This is a genomic window from Tenacibaculum sp. M341, from assembly GCF_004337695.1.
Classification (GTDB): domain Bacteria; phylum Bacteroidota; class Bacteroidia; order Flavobacteriales; family Flavobacteriaceae; genus Polaribacter.
This window is the reverse complement of record NZ_SJXJ01000003.1, coordinates 280257-298740: the sequence shown is the minus strand read 5'-3', so window position 1 is coordinate 298740 and position 18484 is coordinate 280257. Positions and strand designations below refer to the sequence as shown.

Annotated in this window: 14 protein-coding genes; 12 read left to right on the top strand and 2 right to left on the bottom strand. The window is 30.5% G+C overall.

Annotated elements, in window-relative coordinates:
- Positions 1-16 precede the first annotated feature (16 nt).
- Positions 17-553 carry an AAA family ATPase gene (locus EYW44_RS04895; RefSeq protein ID WP_132722557.1) on the top strand — a complete coding sequence of 179 codons (537 nt, stop codon included), beginning with the start codon at positions 17-19 and terminating at the stop codon, positions 551-553.
- A gap of 585 nt (positions 554-1138) precedes the next feature.
- Positions 1139-2557 carry a T9SS type A sorting domain-containing protein gene (locus EYW44_RS04890; protein WP_132722556.1) on the top strand — a complete coding sequence of 473 codons (1419 nt, stop codon included), beginning with the start codon at positions 1139-1141 and terminating at the stop codon, positions 2555-2557.
- A 111-nt stretch (positions 2558-2668) separates the two neighbouring features.
- Here EYW44_RS04890 and EYW44_RS04885 read toward each other — a convergent pair whose 3' ends face one another.
- Entirely contained in the window at positions 2669-3163 is a 495-nt protein-coding gene (locus EYW44_RS04885) for a SixA phosphatase family protein (protein WP_132722555.1), read from the bottom strand.
- A gap of 555 nt (positions 3164-3718) precedes the next feature.
- Here EYW44_RS04885 and EYW44_RS04880 point away from each other — a divergent pair.
- Complete coding sequence (locus tag EYW44_RS04880; protein ID WP_132722554.1) at positions 3719-6394, top strand: T9SS type A sorting domain-containing protein; 2676 nt, start codon at positions 3719-3721, stop codon at positions 6392-6394.
- A gap of 113 nt (positions 6395-6507) precedes the next feature.
- Here the strand turns inward: EYW44_RS04880 and EYW44_RS04875 are convergent, their stop codons facing one another.
- Positions 6508-7869, bottom strand: a complete 1362-nt coding sequence (locus EYW44_RS04875; protein ID WP_132722553.1) for a TlpA family protein disulfide reductase — start codon at positions 7867-7869, stop codon at positions 6508-6510.
- A 519-nt stretch (positions 7870-8388) separates the two neighbouring features.
- On the opposite strand from EYW44_RS04875, the gene cobW reads away from it, so the two are divergent.
- The 9 genes from cobW to cbiE all read left to right on the top strand — a co-directional run bounded on the left by cobW (position 8389) and on the right by cbiE (position 18481).
- Complete coding sequence (cobW, locus tag EYW44_RS04870; protein WP_132722552.1) at positions 8389-9495, top strand: cobalamin biosynthesis protein CobW; 1107 nt, start codon at positions 8389-8391, stop codon at positions 9493-9495.
- Positions 9496-9507: 12 nt separating this feature from the next.
- Entirely contained in the window at positions 9508-10092 is a 585-nt protein-coding gene (locus EYW44_RS04865; RefSeq protein ID WP_132722551.1) for a cob(I)yrinic acid a,c-diamide adenosyltransferase, read from the top strand.
- Positions 10050-10796 carry a precorrin-2 C(20)-methyltransferase gene (gene cobI / locus EYW44_RS04860; RefSeq protein WP_132722550.1) on the top strand — a complete coding sequence of 249 codons (747 nt, stop codon included), beginning with the start codon at positions 10050-10052 and terminating at the stop codon, positions 10794-10796. Before EYW44_RS04865 ends, cobI begins: the two co-directional genes overlap by 43 nt.
- Positions 10789-12153 (top strand): precorrin-3B C(17)-methyltransferase, encoded by a 1365-nt coding sequence (cobJ, locus tag EYW44_RS04855; protein ID WP_132722549.1) that lies wholly within the window; start codon positions 10789-10791, stop codon positions 12151-12153. The genes cobI and cobJ overlap by 8 nt, the downstream gene beginning before the upstream one ends.
- A gap of 293 nt (positions 12154-12446) precedes the next feature.
- Positions 12447-12722 carry a GIY-YIG nuclease family protein gene (locus EYW44_RS04850; RefSeq protein WP_165872158.1) on the top strand — a complete coding sequence of 92 codons (276 nt, stop codon included), beginning with the start codon at positions 12447-12449 and terminating at the stop codon, positions 12720-12722.
- A gap of 189 nt (positions 12723-12911) precedes the next feature.
- Positions 12912-13568, top strand: a complete 657-nt coding sequence (gene bluB, locus EYW44_RS04845) for a 5,6-dimethylbenzimidazole synthase (protein WP_132722548.1) — start codon at positions 12912-12914, stop codon at positions 13566-13568.
- Positions 13569-13606: 38 nt separating this feature from the next.
- A complete protein-coding gene (locus tag EYW44_RS04840; RefSeq protein ID WP_132722547.1) occupies positions 13607-16627 on the top strand; it encodes an HsdM family class I SAM-dependent methyltransferase in 3021 nt (1006 codons plus the stop codon).
- On the top strand, positions 16620-17288 hold the full coding sequence (locus tag EYW44_RS04835) for a hypothetical protein (protein ID WP_132722546.1): 669 nt from the start codon (positions 16620-16622) through the stop codon (positions 17286-17288). Before EYW44_RS04840 ends, EYW44_RS04835 begins: the two co-directional genes overlap by 8 nt.
- Positions 17289-17299: 11 nt before the next feature.
- Complete coding sequence (gene cbiE / locus EYW44_RS04830; RefSeq protein ID WP_132722545.1) at positions 17300-18481, top strand: precorrin-6y C5,15-methyltransferase (decarboxylating) subunit CbiE; 1182 nt, start codon at positions 17300-17302, stop codon at positions 18479-18481.
- The last annotated feature ends 3 nt before the right edge of the window (positions 18482-18484 follow it).

Genomic DNA, 18484 nt, shown 5'->3' with positions numbered 1-18484 from the left:
AAATTTAGTTATTGCAATGAAACGATTCATCATAACAGGTGCTCCCGGAACAGGAAAAACAACACTTATTAATGCTTTACGTACACATAAGTACACTTGTTTTGAAGAAGTATCTAGAAGAGTTATTACAAACCAACAACAAATAAACGGTAATAAAACTCCTTGGCAAGATGTCGTTGGCTTTACAAACTTAGTATATGAAAAAACACTTGAGGAGTTAAATAGCATAGCAAACACCATAACTTTTGTAGACAGAGGTTTGGCTGATAATATTGCCTATTTGAAATTGAACAATTATCAAATAGATGATAAATTCACAGACTTCAATTATCAAAAATACTATCACACAACCGTTTTTTTATTAGAGCCTTGGGAAGAAATTTATATTCAAGATGCTCAACGACTTCAATCTTTTGAAGAAGCCCAAAAGTTACACAAGTTACTCTTAGAAATATACACTAACTTGGGTTTTGCAATTAAAGTTATTCCAAAAACAACAGTATTACTAAGAACTGACTTCATTGAAACCGTTTTAAAAAATTACAAGTTTTAAATACTTTCTTTACAGATCATGTAATTTCTAATACATTACTGTTTTAGGCTTTTGTCTCTCCAAAAATCGCCATTACATTACTGCTTTAAGCTTTTGTCATTCCAACAATCGCCATTACATTACTGTTTCAAGCTTTTGTCACATCAACAATCACCATTACATTACTGTTTCAAGCTTTTGTAACATCAACAATCGCCATTACATTACTGCTTCAAGCTTTTGTCACATCAACAATCACCATTACATTACTGTTTCAAGCTTTTGTGACTCCAACAATCGCCATTACATTACTACTTCAAGCTTTTGTCACATCAACAATTGCCTTTACATTATTGATTTAAACTTGTATAATTCAACCACACTACATCTCTCAAAACCCTAAAAACAAAGCATATAAAAACTTTTTTACGCTTTTTTCAAAAAAAATAAAAAAAGAGGATAACCTTTTTACAAAACAATACTCCTAAAGGTGAAACAAGCAATTGCTCATAGGATTGATCTCCCTATCTATTAATAAAATTTAAAAAGTCGTGGCAACCGAAAAACGAAAAAAAGAGTAGGTAAATTAACTAATTAAACAAAACCATGAAACAAAAAATATCACTATTCGTTATTTTATTTTTGAGCTTTTTAGCTATTCAATCTCAACAATGTAAAGATGGAGATTGCCAAAGTATTGCTATAAGTACTAGCGGAAAATGGAGTGTTTCTCACGGTACGCCAAGCTGGGGAACTAACTCTGTTTGGATGTGGTCATACAGTGTTAACAACCAAATCTATGGAGAAGGTGTTAACTATTCAGGACACAATTTTGTACAAGGAGTAGAGTACTGTATTTCTTTTACCTTAAATGCACAAACAAACAATGGAGCACTTCCTAATGCTAACTCTAGTATGAATGTGTTTTTAACGCCTAATACTATCAACGCTGTTCAAGGTGGTACCGGAGATCCTTTGCCTGCAGTACCAACTCCTAATCAACAAATTATGAGTCAGAATATTTGGAGTAATGGAAATGGTTCTCAAACGTACCAATTTACATTTACTGCATCAAGTAACTTTAGTAATATTTGGTTCGCTCCAAGTAATCCAGCTGCACCAAACCCACAAATAGAAGTTACACTTTCTGATCTTAACATATGTCAAATTCCTCCATGTAAAGAAGAAATTAAACTTGTAAAAGTTGGAGAATGTGATCCATGTGAGTCTGGAGTTTATATTATGCAATTAGTAGATGGTAGCGGTAACTTAATTACTAACTTTAATTCAATTACTTGGAGTGATGGTTTATACCCTAACCAAAACACACGAATTGCAAATGTAAATACAGCATATGCAGTATCTGTAGAAATTCCTTCTACAAACGATAGAGTATGTACTTACGAAACTGAATTCTATTATGAGTGTGAAAAAAAATGTGATGATTTACAAGCACCTATAAATCTTAAAAACTACAACGGTACTTTAACTTGGGATCCTGTTCCTGGAGCTGTATCATACATTGTAAGCTCTCCAAGCAGAATTAACGTTAGATGTTGTGCTGATGGAATCTCTATCGCTCCAATTCAAACTGCTACTAACAGTGTAACTTTATCTAGTAAATTAAAAGGTAGTTGTTTTGTATGGCAAGTAGTGGCTGTTTGTGCTGATGGAACGCAATCTCCAGTATCTAAACAATTATGTCACATGCCTGAAGGATTGATTTCTATTGATGATGATGTTATTGGATTAGAAAGAGAGAGTCTTCCAAAAGAAAAGGTTTCTATTTATCCAAACCCAAATCACGGAGATGTACATATTAAAGTAGAAACAGTTAAAGACTCTAATGTAGGTTTACAAATATTTAGACTAGATGGAACTTTAGTTCAAAAAGTAAACAACGTAAAAACTGAAAACGGAGTTTTAGATTACGATTTACATACTGACCTTCCAAAAGGAATGTATATTTTCAAAATAAACACTTCAAACGGAACTACTACTAAACAAGTAGTTATTGAAAAATAAAAACTCATAGGTATTAGTTTTATATTATTAAGGTTGAATAATTTTATATACCTAAACTAAAACCCCACAAGTTTAAAACTTGTGGGGTTTAGTGTTTTTGTTTAAAAATTACTAAAAATTTAAAACAATATCATTAATACTACCATCTTTATTAAGCGTTACTATATAGAAATTTCCGTACACTTTTTCCGAAAGTTCTTTGTATTTATCTTTTCCAATTAATTTATTTACAAAATTAGGTATGGTATTGCTATGCCCAACTACCACTACTTTTTTTCCTTTGGTGTCAGACATGAATTTCTTATAATCAATATTATGTGGATGATAAGATGTTATTGTTACATTATTTGCTTTTGCCACTGGTTGTGCCGTTTCTTTTGTTCTATAATAGTCTGTAGCATACACGGCATCAATTTTATAATATTTCAATGCATTTGCCCACTGAGCTGCTCTCTTAAACCCTTCTTTTGTTAAATGCGGATTTTTAGTTCCATCTACCTGCTTTTCAGCATGACGAACTAAAAAATACTGTGTAGTTTCAGCATTAGATTGAGCTATACTTTTAAATGAAATCAGAATACCTACAATAAAGAAAAGTTTTTTCATAATAAACTATTTTGGTTTTAAACCTCTAATTTAAGCTAAAACAATTACATCTATAATTTTAATTAAAAAACAAACAGCCTTCTCAATCGTTTTCGTTCAACTAATACTTTTATCATACATACTGATATTTTTTCTTCAAAAACTTAATATACAAGACTCTCTGTATACATTTTATATACCTAACTGTTAACTTTTTATATACTCCAAGAACATGTTTTTTTGCATTGTAAAAAGGTAATTTTGAAACATAATAATTTAACAGATTTTGAATTTTACCCCCAAGTTTAAAGTTTATTTAAATTTAGTTACAAGAGAATAAATCAACCTAAAAAATCAACCAATAACTCTCTTTTTCAATAACTAAACCAAGCTTATACTTATTATAATTTCAATTCTTTTCTAAAAACATTACGCTGTAATTCTTACAAATTGTAGTAATGATTTCTTAGGCTGTTAATCTTTTTAACACCCAAAAACCTTAAAACCGTGTTTTAAAAGGCTTAACACAAATTATTATAACATATAAACCCTATTAACCTTTTAAATTTTTTAATTATGAAAAAAATCATTTCATTTTTCATTTTTTTAATTCCCTTACTTGGAATTTCACAATTTCAAAACCTAATTCCAGAAAACACCGCAACACACATTGCTGTTAAAAATGGTAAATGGTCTGATTCAACTACTTGGAGCTCTGGTCAAGGAGTACCAGGACTCGCTTCTATTGTTTTTATTCCTGAAGGAATTACTGTTCAATATGACCTCAATAGTTCTGAACATGTTTTTGCCATAAGGGTAGACGGCGGATTTGTTATTAGACAACCCTTCACTCCTATTAAACTAGTTGTTGATTCTTTTATGGCTGGTAAAAATTCTTCCTTTAGAATTTGGGCAGGAAAACCTGAACACAGTACGGTAGAAATTGTACTAAAAGCTTTTAACATTAATAAGAAAAAAAATGGTCAAATAGCAGGTGCTCAATGGAACAGTATTGCCAAAAATCATTATACAGATGGTAATATTGTAAAAGATCATTTTGGTAAAAACTTACCTTCTGACGGTCCTGGTGTTTTAGGACGTTATAAATGGGACCCAAAACAAGCTACACTAGCATTAATGAGTCATGGACAAGTGCGTATTAACGGGCAGAAGAAGTTAAGCTTTTCAGAATGTTCAAACAATATATCTAAAGGAGCCAATAGCATTTCATTAAAAGAAACTCCGAGTGGTTGGAAAGTTGGCGATCAAATACTCGTTGCAGGTACCAAAAATAAAGGAGAGAGTGAAATCTTTGCCATCAAAGCAATCTCAGGAAACACTATTACTCTTAACAAAAAAACAAAGTATAGCCATCAAGGTGTAAATCTGAGCGGCACTGACTATTTTACCTATACTGGTAATTTAACTAGAAACGTAATTATTAGATCAGATCACACCAGTACACAAAACAATCCTACAAGGCGTGGTCATGTAATGTTTATGTTTAATGGCGATGTTAGAGTACAAAATGCGCAGTTTAAAGATTTAGGAAGAACCGATAAAAGTAACATGTTAGATGATTTGAAAATTGGTATTCCTAAGGTTATCACTAATCAAGATGGTAGAAAAGATGTTCGCTTACCTAACTTTAAAAATGAATTAGAAACAAATCCTTCTCTTATTGAAAATCAAAGAGGAAGATATGCCTTGCATTTTCATAAAACGTTAAGAGGTGCTAACAGTGAACAAATGGTACTTGCCAAAGGAAATGTTGTTTGGGGATCTCCTGGTTGGGGTATGGTTCATCATGATAGTCATGCCGATTTTTCTGACAACGTTATATTAGATATAGAAGGCGGCGGAATGGTAGCCGAAAGTGGTTCGGAAACAGGAATATGGCAACACAATTTTGTTACTGGCGAAAAAAATGACATTACAGTTCCGTTTATTAATAACGAACGTTTTAGTGCTCCTATGAAAAGGTATTTAAGAAATATTATTGACGATGATTTTAAGTTACCTGAAGCATACTGTTTACAAGGAAGAGCTGTAGAAATGGTTGATAATGTTGCTGCTGCTATTCAAATAGGATTTAATTACCAAGGTAATGGCGATCGTGTATTGGTAGCTGATAAAGTAAACACTAGTATTTATGAAGCTTCAGGAAAAGCAAACCCTTTTCCTTTTGATGAAGAAATCACAAGGACTTTAGCGCCATTTATTCGATTTGAAAATAACGTTGTATTTAATGCACAACAGACTTTTAAGTCGCAAACAAGAAACAAATCTGGCGCATACCATAGAGTCAATTCTGTTATTGATAATTTGGTGGGATGGAATATCTACACATTCGGAATTTATATTTCTTCTAATTTTGGGTATTTAATCAATAATTCTAAAATTCATTCTGTAAACACCAATTCCAGCAATAACACTCCCCTACTTATTCATATTGGTAATGATAATTTAAGTTTTAATAATACCAACTTTTATAATTGGAAAAAAAGAGGAGTTGTAGTAAATGAATCAGATTCTAAAGCTCAGTTTATTTTCAACAAAGTTAACTGGATAAATAGTCCTAAAAATTACAAACCTTATAAAAACGACCCTAAAAACATTATTAAAGTCATGAATAAAGAGGTAGACCCTAGTTATAAAGTATCTTTTAGAAAAGCTAACAATATGGACGACCTGATAGATCTTAATAAAAACGACTTTAAATTTAACATCAGAGGTAAAGTTACCGATCAAGGTGGAACAAATGATTTTGGTAATCGTTCTCCGAGAAACAACACTGCTGATTTAGTGAGACATTACACTTTTAAAAATAAACAAAACATTATTAATAAATTTTTAAAAGGAAGAAAAAGTTTTACAGATGGTAGAGGAACGTATATTAATTTCACCGAGTATATTTCTAATCGTATTTCTACTGCTGCTCCAAGTGCAGTACCTATTAAAATTTATGTTAAGGGATATAATTTTAACGCAGCAACTGCCAAAACTCAAGAACTAACAGATCATCTAAAACTGTATCCAAACCCGACTAAAACGGCTATCACTGTAGTAAACGAGGACGATTCGTATTTGGAAAGAGTATTAATTTATGATATAACAGGTAAAACATTGTATGATAAACACCTTTCTAAAGAAAACATAAACAGTTTACATATTAATTTGAAAGGATACCCAGCAGGAATTTACTTTTTGAAAACGAAGAACACGATTAAAAAGTTTGTAATAACTGATTAAGTAGTAAGTATTAGTTGGATAAAAGAGTTTAGTTTGAAAAGATCAGGGATTTAGATAATTTTCTAGATCCCTGATTATATATTATTAAATACTTAATTAGTATATAATAATGATTAGATTTTTAACTCATCAAACAATGCTACTAACCTTTCATCAGATGGTCTTGGCGCAAATGAATTCACAATTTTTCCTTCTGGATCAATTAAAATAAATCTAGGAATTCCTTGAATTTGATAATCAACAGCAAATTTAGATCCCCAGTTAGCATCAGCAAATAACTGTATTCCTCCTAAATTCTCATCCTTTATCATTTGTTTCCATAAATCATGATCTTTTTCAACATCGATAGAAATACTCACAAACTCAATGTTTTTATCATGATACTGTGCTTCAACTTTCTTTAAAGAAGGAATTTCTGCAATACATGGCTTACACCAAGTAGCCCAAACATCTATGTATACATATTTACCTTTTAAATCAGATAATGAAGTAGTTCCACCTGCGTTGTTTTCATAATTTTCAAAAGTTGGAGAATCTTTACCTTTCGCTAACTTTAAAATTAAATCGTATTGTTTTGTTAATCTAGCTTTTAAATCCTCATCAGTAGAAATCTCCATAATTGCTTTATAAAGTTCTTCTGAATTAGGATTCATTATACTTACCTGATCAGCTAATCCTAAAAGAATATCATTCTTAATTACTTCGCTTTTCAACTCTTTTAAATAAGCTATAGATGCTTTTTCGTAAGAAATACTATCTTTTGCTGCCTTTTCTCTTGCGCTTTTTGCAAAATTAGATCCCACAAGACGTTTGAAAGCATTAAACTCTTTATAATGTTCTTCATTATTTAAATCTATTCCTTCAAAAGGATCTGGAAATGATTCAGATACTTCAAAATCTTGCTTCTTAGCAAAATAACGATGAGCAGACTGATATTGCGACAAATGACCTAGGTGCTCATATTTGATATTCAATTTTTCTTTCTCAGCAAAATCAGCTTCAGCAGTTTCCAATGATTTTTCTAAAGATCCTTTAAACTCATTCATTTTAGATAAATATGCTGCTTCTTCTAAAGAATATAAGTCAGCCATAGACCCCATTTTTTCTCTAGTCAATAATTTTTGAGCTAAAAAATTGTTAGCTTCACTTCCTTTTCCAGAGAACTTAATACTTTCATCAAACTCTTTCGTATTTAAACTCAAATCGATATCATATCCATCTTTTAGATAAACGGTTGCTACTTCTTTACCATCATTAAAAGTATAATAACCATTGGCATTAAAAATAGTGTCTGCAAATACACCAGCTTCAGAAACTTTCATTTCTTTAACAAGGTTATTATCTCCGTCAATTATCATGACTCTTTCACTATTAGGACTTTGAATAGTTCCTTTAAACAACGTATAATTTACTGGTTCTGAATTTTTACATGCTGCGAATGCAACTAAAAGAATACCACAAAATATTTTTTTCATAGTGTGTTTGAATTAGTTTTAGATTTAAATGTGTAACAATATAATCTAATTATTATTGCTAAATACTTCTTATTTAAATTTATATTTAATAAACATACAATCAATTAATAAACGAGAACTAATTACAAACGTGACAATTTTAACTTTAGCTACTTCTAGTTAAAAAAAAACAAAGTGAAACCACACACTCAAAAAGCACTAAATACCAGAAAGTTAAACTCAACAAAAACAAAAACCATACGTGTATTACTTATCATTTACCCAACCAATTCATCGTCCTCTCTTCAATAAAACTTAAAACTATAAAGTGTTTCGTTTTAACTAATCCCCATTAAGTTTTAACAAACTTAAAAAGAGTCTTATACTCTTTGATAATGATATTATTTAAAATATCGACGGTTAATTCATATACTATTTATTTAAACGAAAGATTTGTAATTAGATTGATTGTGATGTAGATAAGAAAACTCTTCAAAAGAAATATAAAACCCGTATTTTTGACAAAATAAATCGGAAACAATGCTTACAAATAAAATACCTGTTACTATTATAACCGGATTCTTAGGTTCTGGTAAAACAACATTGATTCATCAAATAGCAAAAAATGCAAACGGTAGGCGTTTAGCTATTATTGTAAATGAGTTTGGTGAGTTAGGCATGGACGGAGAGATATTAAAAGGAAATGACTGTGGATGTGAGGAAGAAAATATCTTAGAGTTAAGCAACGGTTGTTTATGTTGTACCGTACAAGAAGAGTTTTTACCAACCATGCTAGAATTAATGGAACGTAAAGACCAAATTGACCATATTATTATTGAAACTTCTGGTTTAGCATTACCTAAACCTTTGGTAAGAGCTTTTAACTGGCCAGATTTAAAACCTCAAATTACCGTAGATGCTGTGGTAACAGTAGTAGATGCTGTTGGGCAAGCTACTGGAGAAATTTGTGATAGAGCCAAAGTACAAGCACAACGTTTAGAAGATGATAGTTTAGATCATGAATCTTCTATTGAAGAACTTTTTGAAGATCAATTATCATGTGCTGATTTGATTATTATGACAAAAGCTGACCTAGTAGACAAAGAAACTTTTAACGAAGTAAGTGATATTATTCAAAATAAAGTAGGGTCAACTATTAAATTAATCCCTGCTGTAAAAGGAGATATTCCTGTAGATGTATTATTAGGTTTAGATGCTAAATCTGAAGACTTTATTGAAGAGAAACACTCTCATCATGAAGCTCACCATCACCACCATCACGATCATGACCACGATCATCATCACAGCCATGACCATGACCATCACCACCATGATCACGATCACGACGACACTATTAATTCTGTTGTAGTAAAAATAGAAGTACCTCATCAACCAAAAGCTTTAATTAAAGCTTTAGAAGAATTAGTTGCTGAATATGAGATTTACAGAATTAAAGGTATTATTCATGTAGAAGGTAAACCAATGCGAATGATTGTTCAAGGGGTTGCTAATAGATTTGAAAACTATTTTGATAGAAAGTGGAAAGAAGGTGAATTACAAGCTACTCGTTTGGTAATTATTGGCGAAAAGTTAGATGAAAACACCATGAAACAAGCCATTGAAAATAAATTATCTGTAACCGCTTAATAACGCATACTGATGAAAATTTACACACGTAAAGGAGATAAAGGACAAACAGGTGTATTTGGTGGAAAACGTGAATACAAAAACTCACCACGTATTGAATGTATTGGTACCTTAGATGAAGTAAACTCTACTATTGGTTTGTTAAGAGCTAAATTAGGTGAAACACACGAGTGGCAACCAAACTTACATCGTATTCAAAAAGACATGATGGATATGATGTCACACTTGGCACGTCCTTCAAACTCTAAAAAAGAAAATCCAAATCCAAGACCAATTGATGGCGCTGAATTTTGCGAACAATGGTTAGATGAGTTAGAAGACAATATTAGCTCTCCTTCAGATTATTTTATTTTACCTGGAGGAAACGAAATTTCTGCTTTATGTCATGTATGTAGAACACAAGTAAGAAGAGGAGAACGTGCATTAGTTACCCTTATGCAAGAAGATCCTGAAAGTGTTGAAGAATATGTAATGGCATATATCAACAGGTTATCTGATTTATTTTTTACAATGTCGCGTGCAGAGATGGACAAAAAAGGTGTAGCTGAGGAAAAATGGCAACTATTTCTATACAAACGAAAGAAGAAAAAAGCATAGTGCATACTATATACGGAGTAGCTCTGGGTCCTGGTGATCCAGAGTTATTAACTTTAAAAGCGTTGCGTGTATTACAAGAGGCTGACGTAATTTTTTATCCGGGGTCTATTTTAAAAGGCATACAAAAAAGTTATGTATACCCGATATTAAAACATCATAATTTAGACACCAAAGAACTAAAAGGTTTTTACTTAAAAATGTCTGATAATAGAAGTCAGGCACAAGAAGTATACAACCAAACTGTAGCGCATGTTCAAAAGCTAGCAATAGTAGGTAAAAAAGTATGCATTGTTTGCGAAGGAGACATCAGTTTATATGCTTCTTTCTCATATATTTTACAACAATTACAGGAATTACAGTTACCTGTAACATTAATTCCGGGGATTTCTTCATTTTCATTAGGTGGTGCACAACATCAAGTACCTTTAAGCTTGTTAAATGAAAAAATAGCCGTGATACCTAGAGTTAAAACGTTTCAAGAAATAGCAGATTGTTTGCAAAATTTTGATACACTTATTTTAATGAAGGTGAAAACAAACTGGAGCGAAATATATCCGAAGTTAGTACAACAAGAATGGCAGTTTTATTATTGCGAACGATTAGGTACTACTCAAGAATATATTACCACAAACATAACCGAATTATCAACACGAGAAATTCCATACTTCTCGTTACTTATTATAAAGAAAGGATTGAATGATTAAAGTAGTAGGATTAGGACCTGGACATAAAGATTATATCATACCAATGGCTACGACAGCTGTACAAGAAGCAACAGTTATTATTGGTTACCATTATTATTTTCAATTTATAGAACATTTAATTTCTGAAAACACTTTACGAATTGGTAAAGAATTAAGTCAGGAAGAAAAACGTGCAGAAATTGCCATTGAACATGCTTTAAAAGGTGAAAATGTTGTGGTTATTGGCTCTGGAGACGCTAGTATTTATGCAATGGCATCTATTGTATATCAAAAAGTAGCCGAACAACAATTAGATATTCCAGTAGAAACCGTACCTGGTATTTCGGCATTTATTACTGCTGGAAGCAAATTAGGAGCTATTTTAGGTCATGATTTTTGCTGTATTTCGTTATCTGATTTAATGACACCATGGACTACTATTGAAAAACGTATCAAAGGTGCTGCCATTGGTGATTTTGTAACGGGTTTATACAATCCGAAAAGTAAAAAACGTTATTGGCAGTTAAATGCTTTAAAGAAAATATATTTAGAGCATAGAAGTCCGGAAACACCTGTTTCTATTTGTAAACAATTAGGAAGAACTGAAGAGCATATTACGCTTACTACTTTAGGTGAATTAGATGTAGAATTAGTAGATATGTTTAGCGTTGTGTTAATAGGAAATAGCCAAACGTTTAGATACAAAGACAACCTAATTACTCCGAGAGGGTATTTAGATAGAAAACCACATACAGGACCTGAAATTCAATTAGCTAGTTTTAATGAGATTTTAGAAAACATACCTGAAAACAATTTAGATAAAGATACTTTATGGGCTGCCATTCGTTGTATTCATACCTCAGGTGATTTTGAATATATCAATTATGTAGAAGCTTCTAAAAACGCTATTGCAACTTGGCATGAATATTTAAAAAATGGTGGCACTATTGTAACTGATGTTACCATGGTGAAGTCTGGAATTACAAGGGCATATACCAGTAAATACGGTAATGAAGTTATTTGTTTATTAAATGATGAAGAGGCATTACAAATTGCCAAAGATGAAAACTTAACCCGATCGCAAGCTGGAATTAAATTGGCTGCGCAAAGATATCCGAATGCTTTATTTGTGATTGGAAATGCTCCGACCGCATTAATTGAAATTGTAGATCAGGTATATGAAGGAACTTTAAATCCAACAGGAATTATTGGTGCTCCTGTAGGTTTTATCAATGTAATTGAATCTAAAGAGCGTTTATCAATGTTACAAAACACACCTTACACGCTTGTAAAAGATCGTAGAGGAGGAAGTAATTTTGCTGCTGCTATCGTAAATGCTGCTTTTACTTTAGAGGAAGCTGATAGTATTGATCAATAGTTCTATTTGTAGAATAAAGTCAATTCGAGCACAGTTGAAAATAATTCGTCTCTAAAAAAGATCTCGACTGCGCTCGATCGGACATCGTAAGTAAATAATATTTGATTATGTCTCTTTGAGCATTATCGAGTTTAAAAAAGCTTTTTAAATGAAGATAGTTTACGAAGTAAGTCGAGAAGTTGTTGAGAATAATAAGTATAACCCGTACAATAATTAGTCTAAAATTAAAATAAATTGCAAAAAGAAAAATATGAAAATGTATTACGTATACATAATTAAAATGTTCTGATGATATGCTGTATACTGGTGTTACCAACAATATAGAACGTAGGTATGAGGAACATAAAAAAGGATTAAATAGAAATTGTTTTACGTATAGTAGAAGACCTCTTGAATTGATATTTCATGAGACTTTTAATGATATTGAACAAGCTATCTATTTTGAAAAGAAAATTAAAAAGTGGAGTAGAAATAAAAAGTTAGCATTAGCGCAAGGAGACTATGACATGATAAAAATTTTATCAGAATGTAGAAATGCGACTCATAGTAAATATAAACCAGATAAATAAAATGATCTCGACTGCGCTCGATCGGACATGATTTCAAGAAATAATAATATGAATGTCTCTTCGAGCGCAGTCGAGAAGTTCGTCATTTAGAGTAACTAATATAATTCATAAACGTATTGAAACTACATTTTATTTATACTAGAAGCACAAATATTATTCAAGAATCGAACAACTATAATATTTAACAACATGAAATCAGATTTTACGCAACGTCTTTTTACTGAGCAAGAACAAGATTTACTCTTTGAAATTATTATGAGTAGACGTGATGTCCGTGGAAATCGATTTTTACCAAAAGAAATTGATCAAGAAACCACGCTTAAAATTATTCAAGCAGGTTTGCATGGTCCTTCAGTTGGTTTTTCACAACCTTGGGAGTTTGTTATTGTTAAAAACCCTGAGACAAAACAACAAATAAAAGCTTCTTTTAATACCGAAAATACGAAAGGAGCTGACCAATTTTGCGAAGAGAAAAAAGATACCTATACCAATTTAAAACTGGAAGGTATTGAAGAAGCACCGTTAAACATTGCTGTATTTTACAAACCAAAAAACACTCCTGTTTTAGGACAAACAAGTATGCCTAACATGGGAAGATATAGTGTTGTTTGCGCAATTCAAAACATGTGGCTAATGGCACGATCGTTAAATATTGGTATGGGTTGGGTTAGTATTTTGGATCCTGAAAAAGTAAAAACCATTTTAAATTCTCCTAAAGAAAATGAATTAATTGGTTATTTATGCTTTGGTTATACCGACATGTTTTACGATCAACCAGAACTTGAACTTAAAAAATGGGACACTCGCAAGCCTTTGAATGAAGTAATTATTGAAGAGAAATATTAAAAAAATTAGCTTACTTTTGCAAAATAGCCCTCACTTAATTGAAACATCTAAAACAAATATTTGAAAAACTTGGTTTAAATCGAGAAAATGGTCTCTACATAGCTGGAGAGCAAAGAGAAAAACTATTTTCTAATCGAATTGAAAAGCTTTTAAAAGAAACAATTAAACCAAATGCTTTTTTTTGTATAGATAACAAACCTTTCATTCTTTTTTTTGAAAACCTTGGTAAATACAAAGAAAAAAAACTGAAGGATATTTGGAATTTTAATGAGTCTCCAATTGTTATTATTTGCGAAAAAGATAATATTGAAATTTTTAATGGCTTTGAATACCTTTCTGATCAAAAAACTTTAAAACTTTTTGGAAATGAAGAAAAACTAAATGACTTTAGTTATTTTGAGTTAGTTACTGGACAGACTTGGGAGAAATATGAAAAAAGTTTTGGTTCTAAAAATAGAGTTGATTTTTATCTTTTAGAAAATATAAAAGCTACAAGAAATATCTTAATATCTCATTCGCTCTCTAAGGAACTCACTAATTCTCTTATTGGAAAAGTTATCTTTGTTCGTTATTTAATTGACAGAGGTATTAAACTAGATTTTGAACAACAAGGTGAATCTAGAGAATGGACAAATCAAGAATTTTGTGATCTTTTAAATGATAAAAATAAAGTCATTGCTTTTTTTAGTTATTTAAAGAGTAAATTCAATGGTGATTTATTTCCTATAACCCAAAATGAAATAGAAAATATTCCTTATACAAGTTTTTCTATTATTATTAAATTATTATCAGGAGAAGAAATCGCGACAAATCAACTTTCTCTTTTTAATTTATATGACTTTTCAATTATTCCTGTTGAATTTATTAGTAACATATATGAACTTTTCATAGGACAGGATCAACAAGAAAAACAAGGTGCTTATTATACTCCTCTTTTCTTAGTAGACTATATTCTTGCAGAAACCGTTGAAAGAAAAATTCAGAAAAATAATGACCACTCATGTAAAGTATTGGATCCTGCATGTGGTTCCGGTATTTTTTTAGTAGAAACTTTACGTAAAATAATAGAACAATATCAAAAAAACAATCCAAATTATTTAAACGATATTGATTCTTATAAAAAAGATTTAAAGAAATTAGCGCTAGATAATATTTATGGCGTTGATAAAGATAAAAGTGCTATTAACGTAGCTGTTTTCTCTATTTATTTAACACTTTTAGATTATCAAAAACCATCAGATATTGAAAATTTTAAATTTCCAAATCTAGAGAATAAAAACTTTTTTTCATCCGATTTTTTTGATACAAATGCTGACTTTAACACAAAGTTTCAAAACATAGAATTTAATTTTATATTAGGAAACCCTCCTTGGAAAAGAGGTAAAGGAGGAGAGAAATCACCTCTATTTATTCAATATATAAAAAATAGACAAAAAAGAGAAAAAGGAAAATCAAATATTGAGATAAAAATTAGCAACAAAGAAATTGCTCAAGCATTTGTATTAAGAACAAGTGATTTTTCTTCAAAAAACACGAATATTAGTCTTGTTGTTACAAGTAAAATGCTATATAATTTAAATGCTAAGCAATTCAGGCAATATTTTTTAGAGAACTTCTTTGTTGATAAAATTTTCGAATTAGCACCTGTTAGAAAAGAAGTTTTTAATGAATCTAGCGATAGTGCTATTGCCCCTGCCGCAGTATTATTTTATAGACACACAAAAAATCAAGAAACAAACAATAACCTAGTTCAACATATTACATTGAAGCCTAGCAAGTTTTTTTCTTTATTTAAAATATTTACTATTCAACGAGGAGACTATAAAGAAGTTCTTCAAGAAAAGTTAAAGACCTATGATTATTTATGGAAAGTATTAGTGTATGGGAGTTATTTAGATTTTAATCTGATAAATAGGTTAAATCAAAATTTCAAATCAATCTCTGAAATTATTTCAGATTCTCAAAACTTTGTGTATGGTCAGGGCATTCAAATTTCCGGAGGAGATGAAAACGATGTATCTAGACATATTGGAAAAAAATATATTAATTCAAGAAAAGACATAAAATCTTTTTGGATAAATAGTAATACTCAATCTAAATGGACTAAACAGATAGTACATCGACAGAAAGAAGACATTTTATTTGAAGGACCTATGATTTTAATTTCTAAAGGTTTCACAAATACTTTTAGATGTGTTTCTGGTTATTCTGAAGAAAATGTACTTTTCACTGATACTTTAACATCTATAAAATCTGTTAATAATCATAATTCTGATTATCTTAAAATAATTTCTGGAATACTAAATTCCATAGTATTTACGTATTTAAATTTGCAAACATTTAGTTCTTCGGGAATAGAAAGAGAACAATCGCATAACAAAGAGAAATTTTCAACACCTTTCACTAATAATAACTTAATAGAACATATATATAATGAAATAAGTTATTTGAAAAAAAAGAAATATTCTTCAAATACTACTGAAATAATTGATTTTGATAAGAAAATAGCAACCAAAATTCAAGAATTAGACAATACTATTCTATCAGCCTTTTCTTTTTCGAAACAAGAAAGAGATTTAGTAAACTATGCTACTGATATAACAATTCCATTAATAATGAAACACAAAGGATATGAAAGAATATTTAATCCTTTACAATTAGACAGTGAAATTATTACAGAATATATCTATTTATTTTTTAATGCATTTAACCCAATTTATAAAAAACTTAATCAACAAATAATCGTTGAAATTAAGTACACAAATCAAATAATTGGATTGTTTTTTAAATTAACCTCATTAAACTCAAATAATACACCTATTAAAAAGACAAAAGAAAAAAACACAGTTTTTCTTAAACTGTTATCCTCACTTGGAGTTGAAAAAGTTACAGATAAACTTTTCATTCAAAAAGACATTAGAGGATTTGAAGAAAACGGTTTTTACATCATAAAACCAAACGAACAAAAACTTTGGCATAAAGCAATTGGACATCTTGATGTAAATGAATTTATGGATGCTGTATTAATGGCAGGTAAAAAAAATAAATTCAATGTTTAATAATTTAGATGCCACTAATTTTTCTGGAGCTATTCCTTTTTATGATACTAATTTTGAAGATCTTCTCTCAAAGATCACCATTTGTTATAAAAAAATGGCTAAAGAACATCTTCAATTACAAAACAAAGAAAACGCGATCCGAGATATTCTACTTTTAAAATATCTAAAAAATGATGATGTTCGAGAAGAAGTTGGTTTGGTAGGTCTTTACAATTTCGAAAGAGAAGTTCAAGAAGATAATTCTAAAGGGAGAACGGATATAAAAGTTACTTCTCAAGAAACTTTTAAGAAACAAAAAGCATATTATACGATTGAATGTAAAAGATTAGACAAAGACAATCTTAAAGGTCGTACAGGTTTAAATGCTGAATATGTAATAAACGGTATTTCTCGTTTTACAACTAGATATTATTCTTCATTTTATAGAGTGAATGCTATGATTGGTTTTATTGTTGAAAAATTAGATATACATGAAAACACGACAAAACACATCAACAGTATACTAACAACTGATTCTTCAATACAAACGACTGAAGAAATAACAAAAGATAACTTCATTAAAAATTTTGAATTTCACTATCATTCAAAACATATGGATATAGAAAACCAAGAACTCAAAATTTACCATCTAATGTTTGATTTTTCTTCTAATATGCAATAATCAAATATTAAATGACCTTTTACGTAATTGGCATACCAAATAAAACACCTGTATTTACTACAGAACAAACTGAATTAATACAATCCACAACTTTGTTTAGTGGAGGAAAACGTCATTATCAACTAGTAAAATCTTTTTTACCAGAAAACCATCAGTGGATTTCGATTAGTGGACCATTACAAGAAGTTTTTCACCAGTATACAAATTCATCAGAAAACATTGTTGTTTTTGCTTCTGGTAATCCTTTGTTCTACGGAATCTCAAATACGTTACGAAATAAATTCCCGAAGGCAATTATTCACACGTTTCCATCATTTAGTTCAATCCAATTATTAGCAAATAAAACAAACACAAACAGTAATCAATTAACAACGGTAAGTGTTCATGGTAGAACCTGGAAAGCATTAGACGGAGCTGTAATGCAACAACTTCCGTTAATTGGTGTATTAACCGATGGGAAAAAGAATCCGAAAACTATTTCTGAACGGTTATTGCAATACGGGTACAATAATTATTCTATAAGCATTGGTGAAGATTTAGATGGAACGGAAGAAAAAGTTCAAACATTATCTTTAACAGATGCACTAAACAAAGAGTATCATACCTTAAACTGTGTGTTATTACACAAACAACAGCACAGAACCATTCCTTTTGGCATTCCGAACAATGCCTTTAAAGGGTTAGAAGGAAGACCCAATATGATTACTAAAATGCCCATTCGTTTAACTTCATTACATTATTTGAATGTATTAGAAGCAAAAACACTTTGGGACATTGGTTTTTGTACAGGTTCTATTGCAATTGAAGCCAAACTCAGAAATCCGAAATTAGACATTATCGCTTTTGAAAAACGTCCAGAATGCGAGGCTATTCTGAAAGAAAACACTGCCAAATTTGGGGTTATGGGAATTCAGGAAGCAATGGGAGATATTTTTGATTTGAATTTTGAAAACTTCCCGAAGCCTGATACTATTTTTATTGGCGGTCATGGAGGAAGGTTAATTGAGTTAATAGAACGAATTGCCAAAATTGTTGACAAAGGAACTATCATTGTTATAAACGCTGTAAAAGAAAAAAGTGAAACCGATTTTGAAAACACCTGTAAGAATAATGGTTTTTCAATTTCAGAAAAAACAAATATTACCATAGATTTGCACAATCCAATTAAGATTGTAAAAGCTATCAAACTATAAAGG